Genomic DNA, 23,561 nt, shown 5'->3' with positions numbered 1-23,561 from the left:
TTTTTATCTAAGAAGTCTAAAGATCTAACAATCTAAAAATCTCATTTATAAATTCTTATCCCCTCTTAACTCGCGGTATTTTTTTCTGGCATCAACAAAGTAAATACTGTCCTGATGATTAAAAATTACCTTTTCATACAAAGGCTTAGCCTTTTCTATATCTTTTAACTCGTCGTTGTAAATTTCTGCCGAGAAAAACAGCGCTTCATCTACATAAATTCCGTCGCTGTGGTTGTCGATGATTTGCTGGTATTGGCTTAAAGCCGAAGTATAATCCTTCTGACTTTCATATATTTGACCTAAACGCAACAATGTTACAGCTTCGATTTCCTGCCCTTTAAAGGTTTTCAGGATGTTTTGAAAATGTGTAATTGCCTCTTGTTTTTTATTCTGATAAAGTAAAAAATCCCCTTTTGCAAATTGCTTTAAAGCTGTTTGAGTTGAATCAGCAGCGGTATTGTCATTTATCAGTAAGAAATATTCAAGAGCGTCGTTGGCAATTAATTGTGTGTTTGCCGATTTTAATTCTTTAAATTGTTTTAAAGCCCATTCAAAATCACCTTTGTAATAACTTGTTTTTGCGGCTTTTAAACTTGCTTCATGCGACATAACATCATTTTTTAGATCCAGCTGAATCTGCGAATAATAAATCAATGCCTGATTGAACTTTTCTTCTAAAAGCAAAATATCTGCCAGCTCCATCTTGGCGTCAGCCTGCTGATAAGCATTTAAATTTAACTCTAAAGCTCTTTTTACAACTGTTTTAGCTTCTTCTGTCTTTTTTAAATTAAAAGCCAGGAAATGCGCCTGAATTAATTGCAAAGATAAGGTAAAAGGATTTATTTCATAAGTAACCAGTAATTGCTGCAATTCTGCTGTAATGGCCGGATAATCTTTTTCCTGTGCTTTATCAATTTTAATCTGCATTAAATTGGCATTGGTCTGAATCAGTAAATCTGTATCTTTTGTGTTTAGAAGAATAAAATTCAGAATTTCAGATGCCGTTTCTGTATCATCTTCATTCAAGGCAAACTGACTTAAGTTTACAATGCTGATTAAAGATTCCGGTTCGCGTTTGTAAATGGCTTTTTCCTGAATAAAAGCTTTTCCAAATTCTTTTTGCTGTACATAAAACCAGCTTAAATAATGATTCCAAAAAACATCCTGATCTTTCTGTGTTCTTAAAATCAACGCTTTTCGCATTGCATCTTTAAAAGCGGTATTATCTGTTTCGCCGTTCATAAAACGAGATAACTGTGTCTGGATTAAATTGGCGTTTTGCTGATTATTGTAAGATTCTGTCAGCAAAAGATCGATCATCAAATCGGTTTTTCCTAACTGACCGTACAACATTCCAATTTGAAAATTGAAATTGTAATTCGGCTGAACCTGCATTGCGGTTTGATACGCTTTTAAGGCATATTCTAATAAAACCTTTTTTTCAAAAGCATTTCCAACTCCGTAAACATCATTGGGACTGGTTTTGATTTTGTCAATTGCCTGCTCGTAATAGTTTTTGGCTTTTGATTCGTTTTTCTGTAATTGGTAGTTGTATCCTAATTCCACCAAAAAAACACCTTGTTTATAGGCATTGTAACGACTTAAAATTGTTTTTTCGGCAAGATCAAATTGCTGTAATTGCTGATAACAATCTATCGTTCGTAAAAAGTACTGGGTATTGGATGGAGAACTTCTTAAAAGATCTTCGTAAATGATTTTTGCTTTTTCAAAATCACCTTTGTCGTAGTAATTGTTCGCTAACTGTTCGTTTTGCGAAAATGCAAAACCAGACCACAACAAAACGATATAGATAAAGATGTTTTTCATATTTCAGTTTTTAAATGTGGCATTTTTAGTCTCAGTATTCAGTCACAGTTTACAGTCTCGGTAATCGGTTCAGTTAAACTGAAAACTGAGACTGCGACTGTAAACTATATACTAAAGTTAGTCAATTATATCAAATCCACAGTAAGGACGTAAAACTTCCGGGATTACGATTCCTTCCGGCGTTTGGTAATTTTCTAAAATTCCGGCTAAAACTCTAGGCAAAGCCAATGAACTTCCGTTTAATGTATGGGCCAATTGATTTTTTCCGTCTTTGTCTTTGAAACGTAATTTCAAGCGGTTTGCCTGAAAAGTTTCAAAGTTAGAAACTGAACTAATTTCTAACCAGCGGTCCTGCGCTGTAGAAAAAACTTCAAAATCGTAAGTCAAAGCTGATGTGAAACCCATATCACCTCCGCAAAGACGTAAAACTCTGTATGGTAATTTTAATTCTTTCAGAATATCTTTTACGTGCTCTACCATTCCATCAAGTGCAGCATATGAATTATCCGGGTGTTCAATACGTACGATTTCAACTTTGTCAAATTGATGTAAACGGTTTAACCCGCGAACGTGTGCTCCGTAAGAACCTGCTTCACGACGGAAACATGGCGTATAAGCCGTATTTAAAACTGGTAATTCGCTTTCGTTTAAAATAACATCACGGAATAAATTCGTAACCGGAACCTCAGCCGTTGGAATCAAATATAAATCGTCAATTGTTGAATGGTACATTTGCCCTTCTTTATCTGGCAATTGTCCTGTTCCGTATCCTGAAGCTTCGTTTACCAAATGCGGAACCTGAACTTCGTTATATCCTGCAGCTGTGTTTTTATCTAAAAAATAGTTGATTAACGCACGTTGCAAACGGGCTCCTTTTCCTTTGTAAACAGGAAATCCTGCTCCGGTAATTTTTACACCTAATTCGAAATCGATGATATCGTATTTTTTTACCAATTCCCAGTGCGGCTGTGCACCTTCATGCAAAACCGGAATATCGCCTTCCTGAAAAACATTCAGGTTGTCATCTGGAGTTTTTCCTTCAGGAACAATATCTGCCGGAAGATTTGGTAACGTGTATAACTTATTGGTTAACTCAACTGCTAAAGCTTCTGCTTTTTCACCAAGTTCTTTGCTTTTTTCTTTTAATGAAACGGTTTTTTCTTTTAAGATTGCTGCTTTAGCTTTCTCTCCTGCTTTCATTAATTCGCCTATATCTTTGGACAATTTATTAGATTCAGCTAAAGTATTATCTAATTCCACTTGAGTAGCACGACGATTTTCGTCTAATTGCACCACCTCTTCAACAACGCTTTTAGCATCGATATTTCGTTTTGCTAAAGCCTTGATTACTTTCTCCTGATTTTCTCTAATAAATGCGATTTGTAACATAGCTTGATTTTTATAACTATTGTATTTTTTAATAACGGAAGCAAATTTAAGGAAATGTTTGCTAAGATTATGTACAAAGTTTAGTCTAAAGTTATTTAGAGGATTCCGCAGAGATGCGCGAAGTTTTCGCAAAGATGCACAGAAAGTTTTTCTTCTGAATGAAATTTATTCTTTTATGACTTTAAAAGTTGCTGTAGAATCTCCTACTATAGTTTTTAAAATATAAAATCCTGAATCCAGACTAATGATGTTTATTGTCCCATCGCTGGTTTTTCCTTTTAAAACCGATTTTGATTCGAAATTAAAAAACTCAAAATCAAAGTTTTTAGCATCGAAGTTTTCGATAGATATGGTTGTCTGCGCCGGATTTGGAGAAACAGAAGGTTTCTTTTTAACTGATTTCTCTAATGGCTGTTTATTACAGGCACTTTCTAAAAGCGAATCCAAATCATTTTCATCATATACCAAAGTGTAATGAAGTTCTTTTGCTTTTTGGAATAACTGGCAGGCTTCGTCGTATTTTTTCCTGTCGAGATAAATTATTCCAAGATTTTTCATTGCATACGAATTGTTTTTATCCATTTCTAATGCAGCTTCTAAATCAGCAATTCCTTTTTTAGATTCTCCCAGTTTATGATAAAGTAGACCTCGGGTTGTTTTTAAATCTCTTCCACCCTTTATATTTCCTTTGTCATATTGAAAGGCTTTTTCAATATATTCAAATGCTTTTTCATACTCTCCTTCATCACTCAATAATCTGGCAAGTCCCGAGTATGACTGAGAATGGTCTGGTTTTTCTTTTATAATTTTTTCGAAATAATAACGTGCTAAATCATACGATTTTCTTTTTTGCAACAATGTTGCAAAATTGTATAAAATGCGATAATCAGTGGGCGCATTCTTGATTGCTTTAAAGTAATAGTTATAGGCAAAACCTTCCATTTCGAGAGTTGCATATATGCTTCCCATTCGGTCATAAAGTTTACTTCGAAAAACTGCCGTTTTCTTTTGAGCCGAATCTGATTCTACTACTTTTTTGTTTTTTGGGTCTTTGTCTATGGCAAATTCAACCTTTTTTAAATCTTCAATTGCCAAAGTATTATTGCCAAGACTAACTTCTAAAACACCACGATTAAACAAATCATTAATAGTTGTTGGATTAAAATTTGTTCTTGCATTAATATCCGTCAGCATTTTTAAGGCTTTTTTGACTGATTCTTCACGGTCTTTATTAAACGGAAGTTTATGATCTGTTCTGCCTGTCATTTTTCCGTGGGCAAAATTCCAGGTTACGAGTTTTTCGCCTTGGTAATTGTACTGAAAACAATCTCCATCTTTTAATCCGTCTTTATCAAAATAGAAAACTTCGTTTACCTTTCCGCTTGGATAATAAGTTTTAGAACTGTCTTGTTTTTTATCTGCACCAAACCAAATTTCGACCGAAACTACTTTATCATCATAATAATAGCGCGTAACATCATCCGCGGCCTCTTTTTGTTTTTCCTGAGCTAACAAGAAAAAAGGCCAAATGAATACAGCAAAAAAGATTTTTTTAGACATTTTTAGTTTCAATTGAATGCGAATTTACAAAAACCGATTCCTATCGTCTTTTTTAAACGAATAAGTTTTTCCGTCAAATTTCAGTTTTTGGAATTCTTTTTTGACTTTTAAATCGCTTTTTTGCTCCACATCGTTTTCTAAATCTTCTTCGGCCGCGTCTTCATAAGTATAGATTTTTGAAACTAATAAATCATAAAACCCTTTTGTTTGCGAATCCGAAAGACTTATTCCGGTTTCTAAAGTTTCAATTTGATAGGTTCCGCCTCCGTTTGAATCTCCGTTTGATGAACGTATAGGATATTCGTATAAAACTTTCCTGATTCTGTTTCCATCAAAAGTAACGATGGTAAATTTTTCTTCAGAATACATTACAACTCTGCTATTTGAATATACTTCTGTACTAAAAGCAATTGCATGAGTTTTATCATTCAGCTGCAATACATAATTTAAAATATACGTTTTGGCAACTCTTAAACCTTCATTTTCGTAATAGCCAAGATTTTTATCTGTTTCTTCTGCCAGAATTTTTCCGTTTTCATTATTAACAAACACAAATTTTCTTTCGTAGTAATTGCCTAAATCTTCTTCGCCAAATTTTGCTTTCTTGCTTTTATTGATAATACAAATTACAAAAAAGGTTGTTTCGTTGTTGTAGCGAATCGAACTTACATCTTCAATTTTAATTCTGGAATACTTTATGTTTAGATTTTCGGCGGTTTTTTTGAGCAGGCTCAAATTGAGTTCTTCAGAAGGAACAATGTCTTCACTTTTTCTAAAAAGAAGCTGTTCTGCTGGTTTTGGGGTTTCAGACTGAACGGCTAACGATGGGGCGTTTTCGTCAATGATCTGTTTTTCATTTTTTCCACAAGAATATAGAAATAGAAAAATGCCACTGAGAATTAAGTAGGTTTTAATTTTCATTGGTGTTGATTTTAAAATTAGGGGCTATCAAATATAAAATATTCTTAGTTAGCTTTTTAAATAAAATCAAAAATTTAATAAAATTGGTAAATTATTTATATTCTACTAATAATTCTCTTAATTCATTGTTTTTTAAAAACACTGCAAATCGTCCTGCCAAAAGGAGCATATCTCTTTCTTCTGGTCTGATTCGGAGTTTTGTTTCAATGTGCGATGTGTATTCATACATTAATAGAATTTCTCCGGCTGTAAATTCTGAAAATTTATCTTTTTCAAGAGTTGCAGCAATGATCTCGCCGTCTTTATTTTTTCTGAATACGCTTTCACCGAATTTGTTTACAATATCGGTTTTAAATTCAGAAAATAATTTAAACCAGCCGGCAGCATCGTCATTTGTATTCTTCAATTCTGTTACCAGTTCTTCGTACTTATCATCTTTTTCCATTTTTTGTAAATGATTTCGAATGGTCGTAAAACCAATAACCTGATAATTTTTTACTGGAATTTTATAACGTTCAAAAGTGTTTTCTACGTCTCTGTCAAAAGTTATATATCGGGTTTGAACGGTGTAAAGTGAAGCAGTTTCAAAAAGAGAAAGCAGCCCAATTTTTGTATCATTGATATATGGTGTTTTTTTTCCTTGTCCGAGACAATCAATAAAAAGAGCTTTTTTGTTTTTATCGTCAACACTTGTATCAGCATGGAGAAGCTCAACTAAAGTTTTATAACCTGTATTATCTGAAGCGCCGCCGTCAATAATACATAAAATTTTATCCTGATTTTTAATCCCGAATTTCACCTTTGGGAGAACACCCGGAAAAGCAGAACTTGCCGTAATTCCATATGTTACTGGGAAATTGTAGCCATCGTTTATTTTATTTTGATTCAAAACAAGATCAGCTTTATTGGGCGCAAGTGATTCATCTATAGCTAATCCTTTGATGATATGCGGCATAAACGGAATACGCTCGCCGTTATTAAAAGCGGTTCCGTTGGCAACAAACATGGGAAGCGAAGGTTCTGTTTTACCTTCCTTTGGAACAAAAAAATCAGATAAAAGCATTTGAGTGTCGAATTTATCTTTGTTGTCAGGATTTGTAACATCATATTGCAGAATATCAGCATCAATGCGTTGTGACATCGATATTTTATCACCTTTTTCGTTTCGGCTGTTTTTTAAAAGCGATAAAATATTGGCTGATTTATCTACATAATCTTTGAAGGCATCGGCTTTTGAAAAGTAAAATTCGTTGAAAGAACAATTATCATGATGCAGTTTGTTTTTTAAAACGGTTAAATAATATCCCGCCGAAAAACAACCGCCAGAAACCGTTGAGTAATAATCGATTTCATTTAAAAAATTGCGTTGCAGATAGTTTTCGTCAATTTCTTCAAGTCCGAGAAGAACGCCCATACTGAAAAACTGTGCGCGCGAACCTCCGCCAGAAATCCCAATTCCTAGTGCAATATGCGGGTTCTGAAATTTTTGATCTCTTTCCTGAACCGATTTATAATCCGATAAAGAAACGGCAGGAATCGAACTGTAATTGATCTCTGAAAAAAGGTTGATTTTATTTTGAGAAATTGCTGCTTGAGCAAAAATAATGAGCAGAATGTGACAGTATTTATATCTCATTTCGAATTTTTTAAATAGATAAATCACTCAAAGCGAAATTAATAAAGATATTGCACAATGTTACACGAACACTTCAAAAGATTAGCAAAGTTTTATGTTTTAATCTGGCAAAGTCGCGAAGTTTTAAAAACAATCTTGTCATTCCGAGGAACGAGGAATCTTCGTAAGTAGCTCTACAAAGATTGACGATTTAGATGATGGAGTTTCTTGTGAAGATTCCTCCTTCCTTCGGAATGACAAAATAACCTCTGAATCTTTGTCGCTTTGAACCTAAAAAAACCTAAGCACGTTTAATCTCATGCCCAACATATTCCTCCAAATCCGCAAACATTTCGTCTACAGAAAGGACTTCAAAATCGGGATGGTTTTTTAAGAAATTGGCGTTTAGTTCGGCAAGATTTTCTTCTAATTCAAAAAAAGTATCGTTGTTCAATGAATCACGAATCGGGTTTACGCCTTCTAATTTCGCTTTAAGGAATTTTCCGAGCTTGATATTACTTATTAATTTCACTTTTTTGCTTTGCTCCAGAAACAATTCTAAATGTTTTTCGGCACCAATTAGCGCCAGGCCTTCTTCGATCAATTCGTTAAGTTCTTTGTTCCAGCCTGAATTGTAGACAAACTGCGAAAAATTTCCTTCGGTATATTGTGAATAGTAATAATCGAGATAGTAACTCGTCAATGCGTCTTCGTGAATAAATTCATCATCTACACCTTCTTCACGCATTAAGTTGATTACCGAAATATTAGAGTGAATAACATCTTGCGGATTTTCACTTTTCATTGCTGTTTCAGAAACTATTATTCTACCGAATTCCTCCATTTGAGTTTTGTTTTGAGATTTATTTTTGTTAAGATCAAGATCTTCGCCGTTCTTTTTTTCATTCATTTTAGCTGTTAAAGCCTTTAATCTTTTAGCCTGAGCTTCCTTCTCTTCTCGAAGCTTTGCCTTTTTTCTGTTCAGCAACTTAGTGTGCAAAGCCTTATTTTTTGTATTTTTTTCGGGTCCCTTTGCCATTACTTATATTGTTTATTAATGTAATATAATCGCTTTTCTACTTAATTATTATTTTGCAAATTTCGAATAAAAAGGCGATTTAATTCGTGCCCAATTAAAAATTTAAAGATTTTTATTGGTCAAACAAAAGGAAAAGCCTTATTTAAAATAAATAGCGTATAAACACCTATAGATTAGTATAATTTTATCGGTATACTTGTTTGCATAATTTAATGTTTCTTTAAAAATCAAAATCATGGCTGACGATCAAAATAAATTTAACGAGTTGAAGGAATATTTAGAAAAAGAAATTCGCCAACATCAATTTGCATCCCGCACTAAGAACGTACTTGCTCAAACTCTTTTTTTTCTTGCCATTATTACAAGTGGAATTTGTTTAATTAATGTTGCGACAAACTGGTTTTCAAAAACTGAATTATCAGCAATTGCTGCAATTCCGGGAATTATTCTATTAATAACTAATACATTTAAATTTGAGGCAAGATCAAAATGGAATAAACTTAAACAAAGAAAAATGGAAGGTTTATACCGTAAATTAATATTTGAAAATGCTACTGTTGAAACTATTTCTAAAGAAATTACGGACGAATTAGAAAAACTTGATGAAACAAGGATTGAATTAGTAAAACCAGCTTAATTCATTTTTCAACATCACTTTTAAATATAGAAAACGAAATGAACCTTAATAAAAATCTAACCCTATTTTTCCTTTTAGGAATTCTCTCCATTTTAGCAGGAATAATTTATGCCATTATCTTGATAACAGGAAATTCGGCGCAAGATGGTTTGTTGGGAATTTATATTTTAATGGGTTTGATTCCTGTTTCTCTAGTTATATTGATTGATCGATTATTGGTTAGAAAGTTTGGAAATCAAAAAGTCAATAAAGTTCAATTCTCTTTTCTCTTATTTATTATACTTTTATGGGTTGTTAGAGCGATGGCAAATTTGTTTATTTAAATTATGAAGAAAACAGTTTTATTAATTACAATTGGATGTCTTTTCTTCGGCTGCAAAAAAGAAGAAACAACAGAATTTCCATTTGACAGTTTGGTTTTATCTTCTTCAAATTTAGCTGAGATTAATTCAATAAAATTTACAAAGAGTGATACCGTGTATTTTCAAAGGAATTATCCTGATCCTCAACAAAATTTCTATGCAATAATTTCAAATGATAAAAAAATTGAACTAAACCAGTATCTTCAAAATCTAAACATAAACAAATATAAGCCTCTATACTATGATGAAAACCTCGACGATGGTCAGAGTTATTTAATTCAGGTTAAAGCTAAAGACACAAACAGATTGATTTTTATACATGGCTCTGATTCTCCTAAAGAGCTTTATAATTATATTGATTCGTTAATTGCTTTAAAAGAAGATTTGAATTTTATAACAACAAAACAAGTTATTGACTTTGGTAATTTAAGTTCAATTCTTCCTATCCCGCCTCCACCACCACCTTTAAAAGAGAACTAATAAACATGAACCCAACCTTCTTCCCAACCCAGGAAAAATTTAGAGAATGGTTAGAAAAGCATTATCAAAAAGAAACCGAACTTGTCGTTGGTTTCTATAAAGTGAGCACCAAAAAACCATCTATGACCTGGTCAGAATCTGTAGATCAGGCACTTTGTTTTGGGTGGATTGACGGCATTCGAAGAACTATTGACGAAGAAAGTTATACGATTAGATTTACACCAAGAAAAAAATCGAGTATTTGGAGTGTTATAAATATTAAAAAAGTCGAAGTTCTCACAAAAGCCGGATTGATGAAAGAAGCCGGAATAAAAGCTTTCGAACACAGATCTGAAGAAAGATCTAAAATTTACTCGCATGAAAATGAAGCATATGTTTTAGATCCTGAATTCGAAAAGCAATTTAAAGCCAATGAAACAGCTTGGGAATATTTCAACAATCAGGCGCCATCATACAAAAAAGTAATAATTCACGTAATTATGAGCGCCAAACAAGAAAAAACAAGACTTGCAAGATTAGAGAAAGCAATAAAATTTAGCGCTGAAGGAAAACGAATGTTGTAAATAATATGGAGTCAAGAGGAGCAATTTTTCAAGACAATAATTTTACGTTTACAGAATTTGATAATCTTAAATTATTGAAACTTATAGTTTGTGAAGAACCAGAAACACAGGAACCTATTGTTATTTATATAAAGGTTGAAAACAACAATTGGCATCAATATTTTCTTGATGCGGGGTTAGGTTTTTGGCAAAACTGGGACGAAATTGACGATGATGATGATTATAATTATATTGATAGAACAAATGAACTTGAGATTTTTGAAAAGACAATTTCAAGAATTTGGTGTGAACCTCAACAAAATAACAGTCAAATAATCATTCAATTTGAAAATAATGAGAAGCTTATTCTAAGAACAGTTCAACCCAAAATTTTTGATTCAAAAAGCGAACTTATTTTAATAAAATAACTATAAAAACGGGTATTTTCCTGTAGGTTAATTACAATAATAAACCGTAATTTTATTCCGTCAAAAAATAAAAAAAAGGAATGGAAGGAAGAACAGCATTAGAATATTATGTTTTAGATGTATTTTCAAACGAGAGTTACAAAGGCAATCCGCTTTCGGTGGTTTTTACCGATGGAAATCTAAAACTAGAAACCTATCAGGATATTTCTAAAGAATTTGGCTATTCTGAAACTTCATTCGTTTATTATTCTAATGAAAAGAAAGCACTAACCGTTCGTTCCTTTACTCCAACCGGAATTGAAATCGACGGTGCAGGACATAATTTATTAGGCGCAGTCTGCGGTGCTTTGCTAAAAGGAATGCCCATTTTTGATGAGCAAAACGAAAGCGAGCCTTTTGTAATTATGAAACGTTCCCCAATTCCATTAACGGTGAGTTTTGATCCGGTTACTTTTTATCCTGTTGTTCAAATGCATCAAAAATCGGCCGTCATCAAACAAGAAATCCCAACTTATAGAATTGCGGTAGCTCTCGGTTTAAAAATTGAAGATTTAGATGTGAATGCTTTTGTACCAACAATAGTTAAAACAGAAGTCGCACACACAATGGTTCCCATAAAAAACAGTCAGTTACTCAATAGCTGTGTTCCAGACAACCAACTCTTAATCGAAATCTCAAAAGAATATAATTTTGAAGGTTTTTATTGTTTCACTATTGCCGAGGAAGGTCAGGAACATATAGTCGAAACGAGATTTTTTAATCCTAAAATAGGGATATACGAAGATCCGGCGACGGGAACAGCTGCAGGCCCACTAATTGGCTTTTTAACACAAAAGAAATTCACTAAATCTGAGAAAGAATATAAAATTCTTCAAGGTGTAAAATTAAAACAAGCGTCAATGATTGAAGTTATGAATCGTGAAGAAGATATTTTAGTAGGCGGTTCTTCGATAATTACGATGAAAGGGGAATTGTATATTTAAATTATCACATTTGACGGTATAGCTTCAATATTATGGATAAGAAAAAACGAAAAGAATTATCAAATCAACTTGAGAAAGAAGAACTAATCGAATTCAGACAAAGCCTTCCTATTAATGAAAATATATTCCCAAAGTTATTTGATTTTTTAGATGATGAATTAGAACATGGATGTGATCATAGTTCAGTGATAACAAAAACATTTTTACAAAAAAATGGAGTTTCAAATATAGCTGAAGTTATTGAATGGTTGTCCGAAAATGGTGGTTATTGCGATTGTGAAATTTTAGCGAATGTTGAAGATTTGTTTGATTATCTTAATCCACCTAAAATTAATTCTATTGTTAAAATAGAAATCCATAAACAAAAAATCAATAGTTTAAAGACTGATTTTGGTTTCCATATCGAAAAAGTTCCTTCGCCTTGGAACCTAATAGAAATAACATCAACAAACAGTAAAGAATACCAATTTCAAATTGGAAAAAATAATAATTGTACAGTTAGTTTACAAAGTCATTTCTCTTCATTTCAATATGATAACGACGAACAATGGAGAAATCTCTGGATAAATGAAACCGAACTAAATTATAACCTTGAAGACTTGGTTATCGAACGTATTCAATTGGGTAGTTATTCTGCAATTGTTGCAAAAAACAGAAATTGGACTCCTGTTAAAATTTGGTGTATAAATAAAGATAATCCACAATGGTTATTAAAAATGAATACTGAATTAAGCAGGCATAAAGGTGACATTAAAGAGTTTGAAAAACTACTGAATAGCATCGTTTAAATAAAAAAAGCGACATTCAATGTCGCTTTTTTTATATCAATTCGATAATTCGAATTCTTAGTTCGTTTTCATTGGCGGTAAATCAAACGCAACAGAATCATGTTCGAAATTATTTCTGTGACCTCCATCGCAAAATGGTTTGTTATTAGATAATCCGCAACGGCAAAGCCCAAGTGCAGATCTTCCTTGTAAACCGTAAAGTACTCCTTCCGGATCCATGATTTCAAAATCACCTTCTATTTTGATCGATCCGTTTTTATTGATGATTAATTTTGTCTTGCTCATAAACTTGTTTTTTTGTTTTTTTTCGGAAAGCAAAGATTGCGAAATAAATCTTGAAGATTTTACTTGTAATGCTAGTTTAAACTGGTTCTATTTTATGGGGTTTTGCCGCAGAGATTCGCGGAGTTTTTTATTTTTTGAATCTCGCAAAGTCGCAGAGACGCAAAGTTTTGTTTAAAAGTTAACGATTAATCATCCTGTTTGTCATTTCGAGGAACGAGAAATCTTCGCAAGTAGCTCGACAAAGATTGGCGATTTTAGGGAACGGAGTTTCTTACGAAGATTTCTCGTTCCTCGAAATGACAAGATTGTGTAAAAAAAACTTTGCGTCTCTGCGACTTTGCGAGATTATTTCGCCACAACAACAAAAATCTTTGTGAATCTCTGCGAAAACTCTCTGCGAATCTTTGCGTAATAACAAAATCTCAATTCTATTGCTTATTTTTGCACTCAATAAAATTGAGTTATGATACAAAATCCAAAGAGATATACTATTACTGCGGCATTACCTTATACAAACGGACCAATCCACATTGGGCATTTGGCGGGGGTTTACGTGCCTGCAGATATATATTCAAGATATTTGCGTTTGCAAAATAAAGACGTTGCTTTTATCTGCGGAAGCGATGAACACGGTGTTGCAATTTCGATGAAAGCAAAAAAAGAAGGAGTTACGCCACAAGAAGTTATAGATAAATATGACGGAATTATTCGCAAATCATTTTCTGATTTCGGAATTTCTTTTGATAATTATTCAAGAACTTCAGCAAAAGTTCATCACGATACGGCTTCAGAATTCTTTAGAACTTTGTATGATAAAGGTGATTTTATTGAAGAAGTAACGGAGCAATTGTACGATGCAAAAGCAAATCAGTTTTTAGCTGACCGTTTTGTGGTAGGAACTTGTCCAAAATGTGACAATCCGGAAGCATATGGAGATCAATGCGAAAAGTGCGGATCGACTTTGAATGCGACTGATTTAATTAATCCGAAATCGACCATTACGGGAGAAACTCCAATTTTAAAAGAAACAAAACACTGGTTTTTACCTTTAGACCGTTATTCTGATTTCTTAACAGAATGGATTTTAGTTGGACATAAAAACGACTGGAAACCTAACGTTTACGGACAAGTTAAATCTTGGATCGACGGCGGACTTGAACCTCGTGCTGTAACGCGTGACCTTGACTGGGGAATTGATGTTCCTGTTGAAGGTGCCGAAGGGAAAAAATTATATGTTTGGTTTGATGCGCCTATCGGTTATATTTCTTCTACAAAAGAATGGGCAGCGCGCGAAGGAAAAAATTGGGAACCATACTGGAAAGATGAGGAAACGAAACTGGTTCACTTTATTGGGAAAGACAATATCGTTTTTCATTGTATCATTTTCCCTGCAATGCTTAAAGCTGAAGGAAGTTATATTTTACCAGACAATGTTCCGGCAAATGAGTTTTTGAATTTAGAAGGAAATAAACTTTCGACTTCAAAAAATTGGGCGGTTTGGTTACATGAATATTTAGAAGATTTTCCAGATAAACAGGATGTTTTGCGTTATGCATTAACAGCTAATGCTCCTGAAACACAGGATAATGATTTTACATGGAAAAGTTTTCAAACTAGAAATAATAGCGAATTAGCGGATAACTTAGGAAACTTTGTTAATCGTGTCGTTGTTTTAACTCAGAAATTTTATAATGGCGTGATTCCGCAGCCAAATGATTTTAATGATGTCGATGATAAAGCTTTAGCAGAATTAAAAGCGTATCCAGCGGTCATTGCAAGTTCGATTGAAAGATATCGTTTCCGTGAGGCATTAAACGAACTAATGAATTTAGCTCGTATGGGTAATAAATATTTAGCGGACGAAGAACCATGGAAAAAAATAAAAACGGATCCTGAAAGAGTTAAAACTCAAATGTATGTTGCTTTACAAATTACAACAGCATTAAGTGTTTTATCTGAACCTTTTTTACCATTTACAGCAAAAAAACTAAATGATATTTTAAAATTAAACAATTCTATTCAATGGGATGATATTGCAAATCTGGAAGAATTAATTTCTCCAAATCATGTAATTGAAACCGAAAAAGTAGATGTTCTTTTCAACAAAATTGAAGATTCAGAAATACAAAAACAAATAGATAAATTGGAAGCTACAAAAACCGCTAACCTTGCTGAAAACAAACAAGTTGAACCACAAAAAGATTTAATTCAGTTTGATGATTTTGCCAAAATGGATATTCGTATTGGAACTATTCTTGAGGCCGAAAAAATGCCAAAAGCAAACAAACTTTTGGTTCTTAAAGTTGATACCGGAATTGACGTTCGTACAATTGTTTCGGGAATTGCCGAGAGTTTTTCTCCAGAAGAAATCATCGGAAAACGTGTTTCTGTTTTAGCCAATTTAGCGCCAAGAGCTTTACGTGGAGTTGAAAGTCAGGGAATGATTTTAATGACAACAAATGCCGAAGGAAAATTGGTTTTTGTAAATCCAGATGCTGATGCGCCAAATGGAGCGACTGTAAATTAAAAGTTCTTTCACAGAATCGAAATATTAAAAACATGAGAAAATTCTCATGTTTTTTACTTTTATATAAGTTTATAATTGTAAGTTTGTCTTGCAAAAATACCAGAAGTAATTCTGAACTTTATTAAAAGTTAAAATAAGCGAACCCTCGCCATGATGCCCCTATGGAAACTCGGGAAATCTATCCTTCTGGGTATTTTTGCACATCTAAAGCGAGGGTTTCGTGCGTTTAATATTTTCGATATGCAAAAAGAAAATGAAAAAACAACAGAAACGGCTGTAATGACAGCAATGGCAAAATTTCTTTCAGACCTTTGGTTTGTAGATGATTTTAGAGATCAACCCGAATATTTGTCTGAAATTTTCGAGACAATTCTGTTAACTGAAATGGGCGATGATCACGATCTGAGAATCAGAATGATAAACTCCATTAGAACTAGCAAAATGCTGGCAGAAACTCTCGGACAATTTTCTGATACGGAAATTAACAATGCCTGCCGGAAAATCATGAATGCATAATACCACACAAAAACAAATTTAATCCTCATTTTTAAGTTAATACAAATTCAAGAAAAAATGTGCCGTTAGGCACATATCATTGGTAGAAATATAAATACGAAATAAATCCAGCGTGCCGTAGGTACGCATGATATTGATGCGTACCTACGGCACGCTAACGAATTTCAAAATTTAATTAGCTACCAATGATATGTGCCTAACGGCACATTTTTCCTTGATTCACATTATTAAAAACAAGAACTTAGCAAAAAATATAACAATGAAAATAACCAAACCAAGATTAGCCTTAATCTGCGGTATACTCTGCATTTCGATTTTTCCTATATTGGTTAAATTACGTTTAACGCCGGGATTAATTTCGGCTTTTTACCGAATGTTTTTTGCAGTCGTTTTACTTTTACCTTATGTTGTTTTAAGTAAAAACTTTAAGCTTCCGAGTTTGAAATTTGCTCTTTTGGCAATGCTTTGCGGGGTTTTATTTTCTTCGGATGTTGCGGTTTGGAATATTGCCATTCAGGATTCCAGCGCAACTCAGGCATCTTTGCTAACAAATTTATCTCCAGTTTGGGTAGGAATTGGTTCGTTTCTATTTTTAAAATCAAAACCCGCGACAAACTTTTGGATTGGGACAATTGTCTCTTTATTCGGAATGGTGACTTTGGTTGGATTTGAGTTTTTTATTGATTTGAATTTCAATCAGGCTTTTCTGTTTGCTGTTTTATCCGGAATCTTATATTCGATCTATCTTTTGGTTAGCAAAAATGTACTTTCTCAAGTCGATGTTTTATCGTTTATGACCATTAGTTTATTGGCTTCAAGCGTTTATTTGGGAATTCTTTGTTATTCTTTAAACGAACCTTTTACAGGATTTTCAAATACAGGCTGGTTTGTCCTAATTCTTCAAGCCGTAATTTGTCAATTGTGTGCCTGGCTTTCGATTAGTTATGCGACGCAGCACATGCGTGCGACACGAGTTTCGTTGAGTTTATTGAGTCAGGCTGTAATTACCTCTATTTTAGCTTGGTTATTTTTAGAAGAAAAAATAACTTTACAAATGGTTTTCGGCGGAATCGTTTTACTTTTCGGAATCCGAATTACGTTTTACGATAAAACGATTTCTTTTAAAAGAATATTTTCTAAATAAGTTGGCCCGCGGGTTTTACGGATTAAACGGGTTTACGCGGATTGTTTTTTTAAATTTGTTGCTGAAAAAGTTTCACTCAGATTTGGCAGATAAAAATCATTTTAATCTTCTTAATCTGTGGCAAAAAATTAGTGGAAATTAGTGTAATTCGTGGCAAAAAACCCGAAACCTGAAACAAAAAAACATATGTTACATAAAAGCAAAATACCAAACTTAAAAGTAATCGCATTTGATGCCGATGATACTTTATTTGTAAACGAACCTTATTTTCAGGAAACAGAACACAAGTTTTGCGCTTTGATGGAAGATTATCTTTCACATCAGGGTATTTCGCAGGAATTATTTAAAATTGAAATTGCAAATTTACCTTTGTACGGTTATGGAATTAAAGGTTATATTCTTTCGATGATCGAAGCGGCGATGAACATTTCAAACAATACAATTCCGGTTGAAGTGATCGAAAAGATAATTCTATACGGAAAAGAACTGCTTGAAAAACCAATTGAGCTTCTCGACGGAATCGAAGAAACGCTGCAGGCTTTACACGGAAAATATAAATTGGTAGTTGCTACAAAAGGCGACTTAAAAGATCAGCACAGCAAATTGCATCGTTCTGGCTTGGGTCATTATTTTCACCATATCGAAGTAATGTCAGACAAACAGGAAATTGATTACGAGAAACTGCTTGGCCGTTTAGATATTCAGGCACATGAATTTTTGATGATCGGAAATTCATTAAAATCAGATATTCTGCCTGTTTTAGAAATTGGCGGTTATGCCGTTCATATTCCGTTTCACACCACTTGGGAACACGAAAAAATAAACCATAAAGTTGAACATGAACATTTTAGTTCATTCGAAAAGATTACAGAAGTAGTCCATAATTTAATAAAATGAAAACACTTTTAGACTTAGAAAACTGGAACAGAAAAGAGCATTTTGCTCATTTCTGCAGAATGGAAGAACCTTTTTTTGGCGCAACTGTCGAAATTGACTGCACCAAAGCTTATGAAACTGCCAAAGAACTTAAGGTTTCTTTTTTCATTTTCTATCTACATAAAACGCTGGTTGCTGTAAATTCAATCGAAAATTTCAGGTACAGAATTGCCGATAACAAAATATATATTAATGACCGTATCGATGTTTCGGCAACAATTGGCCGTGAAGATGGCACTTTCGGATTTTCATTAATTGAATATAGCCCTGATTTTAAGATCTTCGAAAAAAATGCCCTTGCAGAAATTGAACGCATTCAAAATACAACCGGACTTTTCACCAGATCTTTTGATGACGATAATGTCATTCATTTTTCGGCAATTCCTTGGTTAAATTTCACATCGCTTTCGCACGCCCGAAGTTTTACATTTCCAGACAGCTGCCCTAAAGTTTCTTTTGGTAAAATGATAACCTCTGAGACAGGAAAACGCACTATTCCAATGTCTGTTCATGTACATCACGGCTTGATGGACGGTTTACATGTAGGCCAATTTGTAGATTTGCTTCAGAATCAGATGAATAAAAAATAATCCTTATCTTACTTTTTGTCTTATTTTAATACTATAATACCTTTTACTGGAATAGACAAGCAGCATTAAATTCGTTGGTTTGGGGAAAATTTTAAAACTCAAATTACAATGAAAAAATCTGTAATTATTCTCGCATTTGCTTTAGGCTTAACAGGCGTGAATGCACAAACAGAAACAAATTCTTCAAACAATTACAACAAATGGTCTATAGAATTTGCTGGTGGTGTAAACAAACCTCAAAAACCATTTTCAGACGGTTACTTTACAAGTACGCCGAGCCCATGGGTTGGTGATTTCGGAGTACGTTACATGTTCAATAACAAATTCGGTTTGAAAGCTGATTTTGGTTATAACAGTTTTACTGGTAAAAACAATTCTTTAGATTTTGATTCAAAATACTACAGAGTAGATTTACAAGCTGTTGCGAACTTAGGACGTATCATGAATTTTGAAACATGGACTAACACTATTGGATTATTAGGACATGCTGGTTTTGGTTATTCTCAATTGAGAAGTGACAATTTTAGAGGGGCTGATGAAATGGGTAACTTTATTGCTGGTGTAACTGGTCAAATAAAATTATCAAACAGACTTGCTTTGACAGGAGATTTCTCTACAATCTTTAATGCATCTCAGGATCGTTCTTTTGACGGAGCTTACCTTCCTGAAAACAGAGGTTTCTCTGGATTAATTTTCAACGGTACAGTTGGATTAAATGTTTATTTAGGTAAAAATACTAAACATGCTGACTGGACTGTAGTTTCTGAAAATGTTGATCTTTCAGCGTATGACAACAAAATTGCTGATCTTGAAAACAGAATCAAAAACATGCCTGAAAAGCAAGTTATCGTAGAAAAACCAGTTACAAACAATGTTGTAAATGACAGAGATGTTGTTAAAGACTTGATTAATGACAAGTATTACAGTGTATACTTTGATTTCAACAAAGCAACTCCTATCGAAAATTCAACTGCTGCAATTGATGTTGTATTATCTTATTTAAGAAAAAATCCTTCTGCATCTCTTGATATTATTGGATATGCTGACCAGGTAGGAAAAGCAGATTATAATGAGAAGTTATCAAATGCAAGAGCAGAAAATGTGAAAAAGATTTTAACTCAAGCTGGAATTGCATCTTCAAGATTAAATGTTGTTGCTGCAGGATCTGATACTTCAATCCAAAAAGATTCAGATGAAGCTAGAAGATTAGCTAGAAGAGTTACTTTTAAAGTAAAATAATTCTTTTAAAAAGTAATTAATTTTAAAAGCCCGAAAGAAATCTTTCGGGCTTTTTTGTGTTTTATTGTTTCAAAATATCTATTCCACTTTCTATGCTTAAATTATAATCACAATTATTTCATTAAATTTGGAATAATATTTGCCCGTAAAAAACCATGAAAAAACTTGTACTTTTTTTGCTTTTACTTTCTAAATCAGTATTGTTAAGCCAGACAGTATTGAATTCATTTCCGTTAAACTTAAAAAATCCTTTAGAAGACGGTCAAATTTTAAATGTTGAAGATGTAAAAACACATAACATTTATGTCTTTGCAGCCGATGATAAAAAGGTTAATATTTTAAAATATAACAAATCACTTTTTCTCACCAATCAATTTACTGATTCTATAAAAAATGTAGAAAACAGATCGTTAATTGGCTGCAGCATTAATGAAGATGGTAATCCGCTGCTGTATTGGAATTCTTTGGATTCAAAAAATATCAGGATCGTTAAATATTTTTTGGAGACAAAAACTTCGCGATCTTTAAATTTCGATTTTCCGGAAAGCAATGAATATATTATAACAAGTTTTCAAAAAAACAATAATTTTTACGTTCTCGCCAAAGAAAAAAGCCAGCAGCATCTTCTGCTTTATGAATTTAAAAATGGAAACTGTGAAATAAAAATGTTCGATTTTTCAGGTTTTAAATTTCAAACCGAAAAAGGACAAAACTTAACTTTTAACTCCCTTATTCGATATTATCCCATTCAAAAAATGGAATTGAATGATTTTAATCCGCTTGATAAAGCTTCAAACATAAACAAAATGTATGTTCTCGATGATCATATTATTTTGACATTTGATTATAGTTTTAAAAAAACACAGGTTTTCGATCTTAACATAAAAACTCTTGAAGTTACCGAGAAAAATTTCGATCAGCCGGTTTCTCTTAAAACCTCTAAAACTTCCAATTCATTTTACAATCAAAACAAACTCTACCAAATAAAGGCTAACAGTGAGGAGTTTTTGTTTGATATAAAAGATTTTGAATCAGGGAAAGTCATTAAAAACATTTCGATATCAAAAAATGATACTATCCGTTTTAAAAATTCCCCTTTATTCCTTCAAACAAATAATAACAAACCTCAGGAATTAAAAACTACGGCTAAATTCCTGAAACAATTGACAGATTTAAGCGTGGGAGTTTCAGTTTTAGAAAACAGAAAAAACAGTTATCTTACGTTTGGCGGTTATGTAGAATACATTGTCTCCAATTTTGAATACGGACAAAATAATTTTTATGATGCTGGAAACTCCTATTATTCTCAAAACAAAATGGTTTTCTTTGATGCTGTAATGAATGAGAATAATGATTTTTTGACTGCAGCTAAATCAGAGCCTCTGGCAATTGATAACATTTTCTATTATTTAAGCACAAATAAAAATGTATTGCTTCAAAACATTGTAAAACTAAAAGACTACTCTATTTTGAGCTATTATGATGATACTCAAAAGCAATTTATAATTCGTAAATTTACAGATGGTTTTATAAGAGAAGACAACGGAAACCCAATTATGAATAAGTCTGTATTTTCGAAACCGGCATCTTTTGGGCAAATTAAAACCCATTAAATTTATTGAAAATTGATCCAAATGTTTCAATGTTTTACGGGTTTCAAAAAATGGTTTGAATTATTTTTTCTAATTTTACAAAAAAGACATCATTATGCTATCAAAAAATATTGAAACAGCTTTAAATAAGCAGATCCGCATAGAAGCAGAATCTTCGCAAACTTATCTTTCTATGGCTTGTTGGGCTGAAGTACACGGATTAGAGGGAATCGCTCAATTTATGTACACACAATCAGATGAAGAGCGCGCACATATGCTTAAATTAGTGAAATATGTGAACGAACGCGGAGGGCACGCTCAGATTACAGACCTAAAAGCACCAAGATTATCATATTCTACGTTTAAAGAAATGTTTGAAGAGCTTTACAATCATGAACTTTTTGTTTCACAATCTATCAACGAATTGGTACACATAACTTTTGAAGAAAAAGATTATGCAACACATAATTTCTTACAATGGTATGTTTCTGAACAAATCGAAGAAGAAGCTACAGCTAAATCTATTTTAGATAAAATCAACTTGATTGGTGAAGATAAAGGCGGACTTTACTTGTTTGACCGTGATATTCAGCAATTAACAGTTACAAGTTCAATTGCTATTAACCCAAAATAAAAAAGTTAAAGTTTATTTAGAATATTTAAAAATAACTTTTTTTATTTTATATTTGTCTCTGTTTTTACTAATACAGAGGAAAATTGGGCAAGAAAGAAAAAGACAAGGAAAAGAAAAAGGATAAAAAGAAAAAAAAGAACGCTGTTATCCTTGATAAAATTAAGAAGATTGAAAACTGTAAATCTTCTTGCTGTGAGAAATATAAGAAAAGTGAAAAGAAACGCTGCTCACGCTGTCCTATGTTTGATTTATTCAAAAAAACTGCTTAGCAAAATATATAAAACCCACCAAGAAATCTGGTGGGTTTTTAATTTTAAGTATATTCGTCTTCTCATTTTAAAGAGTCTTCTATTCTATTATGAAAAACCAAATCCTTATACCAAAATCAAGTCTTGATTTTTTATATCAGCTCAAACAAAACAATAACAAGCCTTGGTTTGAAGAAAATAAACCCAAGTATTTAATCGAATTAAATCACATTGAAACCTTTGCAGAAGCACTTCTTCAGGAACTTTCAAAAACTGATGTTTTAGAAACTCAATCTGGAAAAAGAAGCGTTTATAGAATTTATCGCGATATTCGGTTTTCTAAAGACAAAACTCCATTTAAAGCTTATTGGGGCGGAAGTTATAAACGAGCCACAAGCGCACGCCGAGGCGGATATTATTTTCACATCGAAAAAGGAAACACTTCTCTAATTGGCGGTTTTTGGGGACCAAACGCTGCTGATCTAAAACGTATAAGAAGCGAGTTTGCCCACGATCCTGAAACATTCAAAAAAATATTAAACTCAAAATCTTTTAAAAGCACTTTTGGAGTCTTGCAAGGCGAACAGCTTAAAACAGTTCCAAAAGGTTTTGACAAAGATCACGAAGCCATAGATTTACTTCGTTTCAAACAGTATTTAATCATCAAACGATTTACAGATGAAGAAGTTCTAAGTCCGCAGTTTTTAGAACTGGCTTTAGAAACCTTCCAAAACATGAGGCCATTTTTTGATTATATGAGCGAAGTACTTTCGACGGATATAAATGGAGCTTCGGTTTTATAGACTGTAATTATATTTTATCACAAAAGTTAAACCCGACAGATTTTAAAAACCTGTCGGGTTTGATTTTAATCAACGATTATTTACTCAGCAATAAAATCTCGTTTACAACAACTTCGGTAACATATCTTTTTTCTCCGTTTTTGTCATCGTAACTTCTGTGCGTTAACTTTCCGTCGACTGCGACTTCTTTTCCCTTCACTACAAATTTCTCAATGATTTCGGCTGTTTTCCCCCAAGCCGTAACTCGGTGCCATTCAGTTTGTTCTACTTTTTCACCTTTATCATTTTTATACGTTTCGTTTGTTGCGATACTCAAATAAGCTAGTTTTCTTCCGTTTTCTAATGTTTTAATTTCAGGATTTTGTCCTACGTTACCAATTAGTTGTACTCTGTTTTTCATTGCATTCATGGCGTATACTATTTAAATGTTCATATAAAATTCGCTGATTAATTTCAACGAGGCAAAGGTGCGGTCG

At 33.0% G+C, this 23,561-nt stretch carries 25 protein-coding genes; 17 read left to right on the top strand and 8 right to left on the bottom strand.

The window, feature by feature from the left end; all coding sequences use genetic code 11:
• Positions 1 to 45 precede the first annotated feature (45 nt).
• The 6 genes from J2Y38_RS21465 to J2Y38_RS21440 form a co-directional block, all read right to left on the bottom strand.
• A complete protein-coding gene (locus tag J2Y38_RS21465; protein ID WP_309846682.1) occupies positions 46 to 1,827 on the bottom strand; it encodes a tetratricopeptide repeat protein in 1,782 nt (593 codons plus the stop codon).
• 117 nt (positions 1,828 to 1,944) lie between these two features.
• On the bottom strand, positions 1,945 to 3,216 hold the full coding sequence (gene serS / locus J2Y38_RS21460; protein ID WP_309846679.1) for a serine--tRNA ligase: 1,272 nt from the start codon (positions 3,214 to 3,216) through the stop codon (positions 1,945 to 1,947).
• A 165-nt stretch (positions 3,217 to 3,381) separates the two neighbouring features.
• Positions 3,382 to 4,776, bottom strand: coding sequence for a tetratricopeptide repeat protein (locus tag J2Y38_RS21455; protein ID WP_309846678.1), 1,395 nt, complete (start codon positions 4,774 to 4,776; stop codon positions 3,382 to 3,384).
• A gap of 24 nt (positions 4,777 to 4,800) precedes the next feature.
• Positions 4,801 to 5,697: a hypothetical protein gene (locus tag J2Y38_RS21450; RefSeq protein ID WP_309846676.1), complete on the bottom strand. Its 897-nt coding sequence runs from the start codon at positions 5,695 to 5,697 to the stop codon at positions 4,801 to 4,803.
• Positions 5,698 to 5,788: 91 nt separating this feature from the next.
• On the bottom strand, positions 5,789 to 7,333 hold the full coding sequence (locus tag J2Y38_RS21445) for a patatin-like phospholipase family protein (protein WP_309846674.1): 1,545 nt from the start codon (positions 7,331 to 7,333) through the stop codon (positions 5,789 to 5,791).
• 280 nt (positions 7,334 to 7,613) lie between these two features.
• Positions 7,614 to 8,351 (bottom strand): hypothetical protein, encoded by a 738-nt coding sequence (locus J2Y38_RS21440; protein ID WP_309846776.1) that lies wholly within the window; start codon positions 8,349 to 8,351, stop codon positions 7,614 to 7,616.
• A 235-nt stretch (positions 8,352 to 8,586) separates the two neighbouring features.
• On the opposite strand from J2Y38_RS21440, the gene J2Y38_RS21435 reads away from it, so the two are divergent.
• The 7 genes from J2Y38_RS21435 (at position 8,587) to J2Y38_RS21405 (ending at position 12,571) form a co-directional block, all read left to right on the top strand.
• Positions 8,587 to 8,988: a hypothetical protein gene (locus J2Y38_RS21435; protein WP_180856108.1), complete on the top strand. Its 402-nt coding sequence runs from the start codon at positions 8,587 to 8,589 to the stop codon at positions 8,986 to 8,988.
• Positions 8,989 to 9,026: 38 nt separating this feature from the next.
• Positions 9,027 to 9,311 (top strand): hypothetical protein, encoded by a 285-nt coding sequence (locus J2Y38_RS21430; protein ID WP_309846671.1) that lies wholly within the window; start codon positions 9,027 to 9,029, stop codon positions 9,309 to 9,311.
• Between the two features lie 3 nt (positions 9,312 to 9,314).
• Complete coding sequence (locus J2Y38_RS21425; RefSeq protein WP_309846668.1) at positions 9,315 to 9,830, top strand: hypothetical protein; 516 nt, start codon at positions 9,315 to 9,317, stop codon at positions 9,828 to 9,830.
• A gap of 5 nt (positions 9,831 to 9,835) precedes the next feature.
• Positions 9,836 to 10,393 (top strand): YdeI/OmpD-associated family protein, encoded by a 558-nt coding sequence (locus J2Y38_RS21420; protein WP_309846665.1) that lies wholly within the window; start codon positions 9,836 to 9,838, stop codon positions 10,391 to 10,393.
• A 74-nt stretch (positions 10,394 to 10,467) separates the two neighbouring features.
• On the top strand, positions 10,468 to 10,800 hold the full coding sequence (locus tag J2Y38_RS21415; RefSeq protein WP_309846662.1) for a hypothetical protein: 333 nt from the start codon (positions 10,468 to 10,470) through the stop codon (positions 10,798 to 10,800).
• Between the two features lie 80 nt (positions 10,801 to 10,880).
• Positions 10,881 to 11,783: a PhzF family phenazine biosynthesis protein gene (locus J2Y38_RS21410; protein ID WP_309846659.1), complete on the top strand. Its 903-nt coding sequence runs from the start codon at positions 10,881 to 10,883 to the stop codon at positions 11,781 to 11,783.
• Positions 11,784 to 11,815: 32 nt separating this feature from the next.
• The gene (locus tag J2Y38_RS21405) at positions 11,816 to 12,571 is read left to right on the top strand and encodes a DUF2695 domain-containing protein (RefSeq protein ID WP_309846658.1); all 756 of its coding nucleotides are present in this window, start codon (positions 11,816 to 11,818) and stop codon (positions 12,569 to 12,571) included.
• Between the two features lie 57 nt (positions 12,572 to 12,628).
• Here J2Y38_RS21405 and J2Y38_RS21400 read toward each other — a convergent pair whose 3' ends face one another.
• Complete coding sequence (locus J2Y38_RS21400) at positions 12,629 to 12,856, bottom strand: CDGSH iron-sulfur domain-containing protein (protein ID WP_035632488.1); 228 nt, start codon at positions 12,854 to 12,856, stop codon at positions 12,629 to 12,631.
• 463 nt (positions 12,857 to 13,319) lie between these two features.
• Here J2Y38_RS21400 and metG point away from each other — a divergent pair, with 463 nt between their 5' ends.
• The 10 genes from metG to J2Y38_RS21350 all read left to right on the top strand — a co-directional run bounded on the left by metG (position 13,320) and on the right by J2Y38_RS21350 (position 23,085).
• The gene (metG, locus tag J2Y38_RS21395; RefSeq protein ID WP_309846656.1) at positions 13,320 to 15,383 is read left to right on the top strand and encodes a methionine--tRNA ligase; all 2,064 of its coding nucleotides are present in this window, start codon (positions 13,320 to 13,322) and stop codon (positions 15,381 to 15,383) included.
• A gap of 240 nt (positions 15,384 to 15,623) precedes the next feature.
• Positions 15,624 to 15,899: a hypothetical protein gene (locus tag J2Y38_RS21390; RefSeq protein WP_309846654.1), complete on the top strand. Its 276-nt coding sequence runs from the start codon at positions 15,624 to 15,626 to the stop codon at positions 15,897 to 15,899.
• Between the two features lie 259 nt (positions 15,900 to 16,158).
• The gene (locus J2Y38_RS21385; RefSeq protein ID WP_309846652.1) at positions 16,159 to 17,043 is read left to right on the top strand and encodes a DMT family transporter; all 885 of its coding nucleotides are present in this window, start codon (positions 16,159 to 16,161) and stop codon (positions 17,041 to 17,043) included.
• Between the two features lie 186 nt (positions 17,044 to 17,229).
• Positions 17,230 to 17,940 (top strand): HAD family hydrolase, encoded by a 711-nt coding sequence (locus J2Y38_RS21380; RefSeq protein WP_309846650.1) that lies wholly within the window; start codon positions 17,230 to 17,232, stop codon positions 17,938 to 17,940.
• Positions 17,937 to 18,569: a chloramphenicol acetyltransferase gene (locus J2Y38_RS21375; protein ID WP_309846649.1), complete on the top strand. Its 633-nt coding sequence runs from the start codon at positions 17,937 to 17,939 to the stop codon at positions 18,567 to 18,569. The genes J2Y38_RS21380 and J2Y38_RS21375 overlap by 4 nt, the downstream gene beginning before the upstream one ends.
• 108 nt (positions 18,570 to 18,677) lie before the next feature.
• Positions 18,678 to 19,808: an OmpA family protein gene (locus J2Y38_RS21370; protein ID WP_309846647.1), complete on the top strand. Its 1,131-nt coding sequence runs from the start codon at positions 18,678 to 18,680 to the stop codon at positions 19,806 to 19,808.
• Positions 19,809 to 19,963: 155 nt separating this feature from the next.
• Entirely contained in the window at positions 19,964 to 21,421 is a 1,458-nt protein-coding gene (locus tag J2Y38_RS21365) for a hypothetical protein (RefSeq protein WP_309846646.1), read from the top strand.
• A 94-nt stretch (positions 21,422 to 21,515) separates the two neighbouring features.
• On the top strand, positions 21,516 to 22,034 hold the full coding sequence (locus tag J2Y38_RS21360; RefSeq protein WP_309846643.1) for a ferritin: 519 nt from the start codon (positions 21,516 to 21,518) through the stop codon (positions 22,032 to 22,034).
• 83 nt (positions 22,035 to 22,117) lie between these two features.
• Positions 22,118 to 22,303, top strand: a complete 186-nt coding sequence (locus J2Y38_RS21355) for a hypothetical protein (protein ID WP_309846641.1) — start codon at positions 22,118 to 22,120, stop codon at positions 22,301 to 22,303.
• A gap of 89 nt (positions 22,304 to 22,392) precedes the next feature.
• The gene (locus tag J2Y38_RS21350) at positions 22,393 to 23,085 is read left to right on the top strand and encodes a DUF2461 domain-containing protein (RefSeq protein ID WP_309846639.1); all 693 of its coding nucleotides are present in this window, start codon (positions 22,393 to 22,395) and stop codon (positions 23,083 to 23,085) included.
• 76 nt (positions 23,086 to 23,161) lie between these two features.
• Here the strand turns inward: J2Y38_RS21350 and J2Y38_RS21345 are convergent, their stop codons facing one another.
• On the bottom strand, positions 23,162 to 23,494 hold the full coding sequence (locus J2Y38_RS21345; protein WP_309846636.1) for a single-stranded DNA-binding protein: 333 nt from the start codon (positions 23,492 to 23,494) through the stop codon (positions 23,162 to 23,164).
• Positions 23,495 to 23,561: the final 67 nt, after the last annotated feature.

The sequence above is a fragment of the Flavobacterium sp. 2755 genome, from assembly GCF_031455715.1.
Taxonomy (GTDB): Bacteria; Bacteroidota; Bacteroidia; order Flavobacteriales; family Flavobacteriaceae; genus Flavobacterium.
The sequence above is the reverse complement of the archived record's forward strand: the minus strand, read 5'-3'. Positions and strand labels throughout refer to the sequence as shown.

Bases quoted from the DNA above. Each gene is read 5' to 3' on its own strand.
- J2Y38_RS21465 (WP_309846682.1), bottom strand. From the start codon at position 1,827: ATGAAAAACATCTTTATCTATATCGTTTTGTTGTGGTCTGGTTTTGCA.
- serS (WP_309846679.1), bottom strand. From the start codon at position 3,216: ATGTTACAAATCGCATTTATTAGAGAAAATCAGGAGAAAGTAATCAAG.
- J2Y38_RS21455 (WP_309846678.1), bottom strand. From the start codon at position 4,776: ATGTCTAAAAAAATCTTTTTTGCTGTATTCATTTGGCCTTTTTTCTTG.
- J2Y38_RS21450 (WP_309846676.1), bottom strand. From the start codon at position 5,697: ATGAAAATTAAAACCTACTTAATTCTCAGTGGCATTTTTCTATTTCTA.
- J2Y38_RS21445 (WP_309846674.1), bottom strand. From the start codon at position 7,333: ATGAGATATAAATACTGTCACATTCTGCTCATTATTTTTGCTCAAGCA.
- J2Y38_RS21440 (WP_309846776.1), bottom strand. From the start codon at position 8,351: ATGGCAAAGGGACCCGAAAAAAATACAAAAAATAAGGCTTTGCACACT.
- J2Y38_RS21435 (WP_180856108.1), top strand. From the start codon at position 8,587: ATGGCTGACGATCAAAATAAATTTAACGAGTTGAAGGAATATTTAGAA.
- J2Y38_RS21430 (WP_309846671.1), top strand. From the start codon at position 9,027: ATGAACCTTAATAAAAATCTAACCCTATTTTTCCTTTTAGGAATTCTC.
- J2Y38_RS21425 (WP_309846668.1), top strand. From the start codon at position 9,315: ATGAAGAAAACAGTTTTATTAATTACAATTGGATGTCTTTTCTTCGGC.
- J2Y38_RS21420 (WP_309846665.1), top strand. From the start codon at position 9,836: ATGAACCCAACCTTCTTCCCAACCCAGGAAAAATTTAGAGAATGGTTA.
- J2Y38_RS21410 (WP_309846659.1), top strand. From the start codon at position 10,881: ATGGAAGGAAGAACAGCATTAGAATATTATGTTTTAGATGTATTTTCA.
- J2Y38_RS21405 (WP_309846658.1), top strand. From the start codon at position 11,816: ATGGATAAGAAAAAACGAAAAGAATTATCAAATCAACTTGAGAAAGAA.
- J2Y38_RS21400 (WP_035632488.1), bottom strand. From the start codon at position 12,856: ATGAGCAAGACAAAATTAATCATCAATAAAAACGGATCGATCAAAATA.
- metG (WP_309846656.1), top strand. From the start codon at position 13,320: ATGATACAAAATCCAAAGAGATATACTATTACTGCGGCATTACCTTAT.
- J2Y38_RS21390 (WP_309846654.1), top strand. From the start codon at position 15,624: ATGCAAAAAGAAAATGAAAAAACAACAGAAACGGCTGTAATGACAGCA.
- J2Y38_RS21385 (WP_309846652.1), top strand. From the start codon at position 16,159: ATGAAAATAACCAAACCAAGATTAGCCTTAATCTGCGGTATACTCTGC.
- J2Y38_RS21380 (WP_309846650.1), top strand. From the start codon at position 17,230: ATGTTACATAAAAGCAAAATACCAAACTTAAAAGTAATCGCATTTGAT.
- J2Y38_RS21375 (WP_309846649.1), top strand. From the start codon at position 17,937: ATGAAAACACTTTTAGACTTAGAAAACTGGAACAGAAAAGAGCATTTT.
- J2Y38_RS21370 (WP_309846647.1), top strand. From the start codon at position 18,678: ATGAAAAAATCTGTAATTATTCTCGCATTTGCTTTAGGCTTAACAGGC.
- J2Y38_RS21365 (WP_309846646.1), top strand. From the start codon at position 19,964: ATGAAAAAACTTGTACTTTTTTTGCTTTTACTTTCTAAATCAGTATTG.
- J2Y38_RS21360 (WP_309846643.1), top strand. From the start codon at position 21,516: ATGCTATCAAAAAATATTGAAACAGCTTTAAATAAGCAGATCCGCATA.
- J2Y38_RS21350 (WP_309846639.1), top strand. From the start codon at position 22,393: ATGAAAAACCAAATCCTTATACCAAAATCAAGTCTTGATTTTTTATAT.
- J2Y38_RS21345 (WP_309846636.1), bottom strand. From the start codon at position 23,494: ATGAATGCAATGAAAAACAGAGTACAACTAATTGGTAACGTAGGACAA.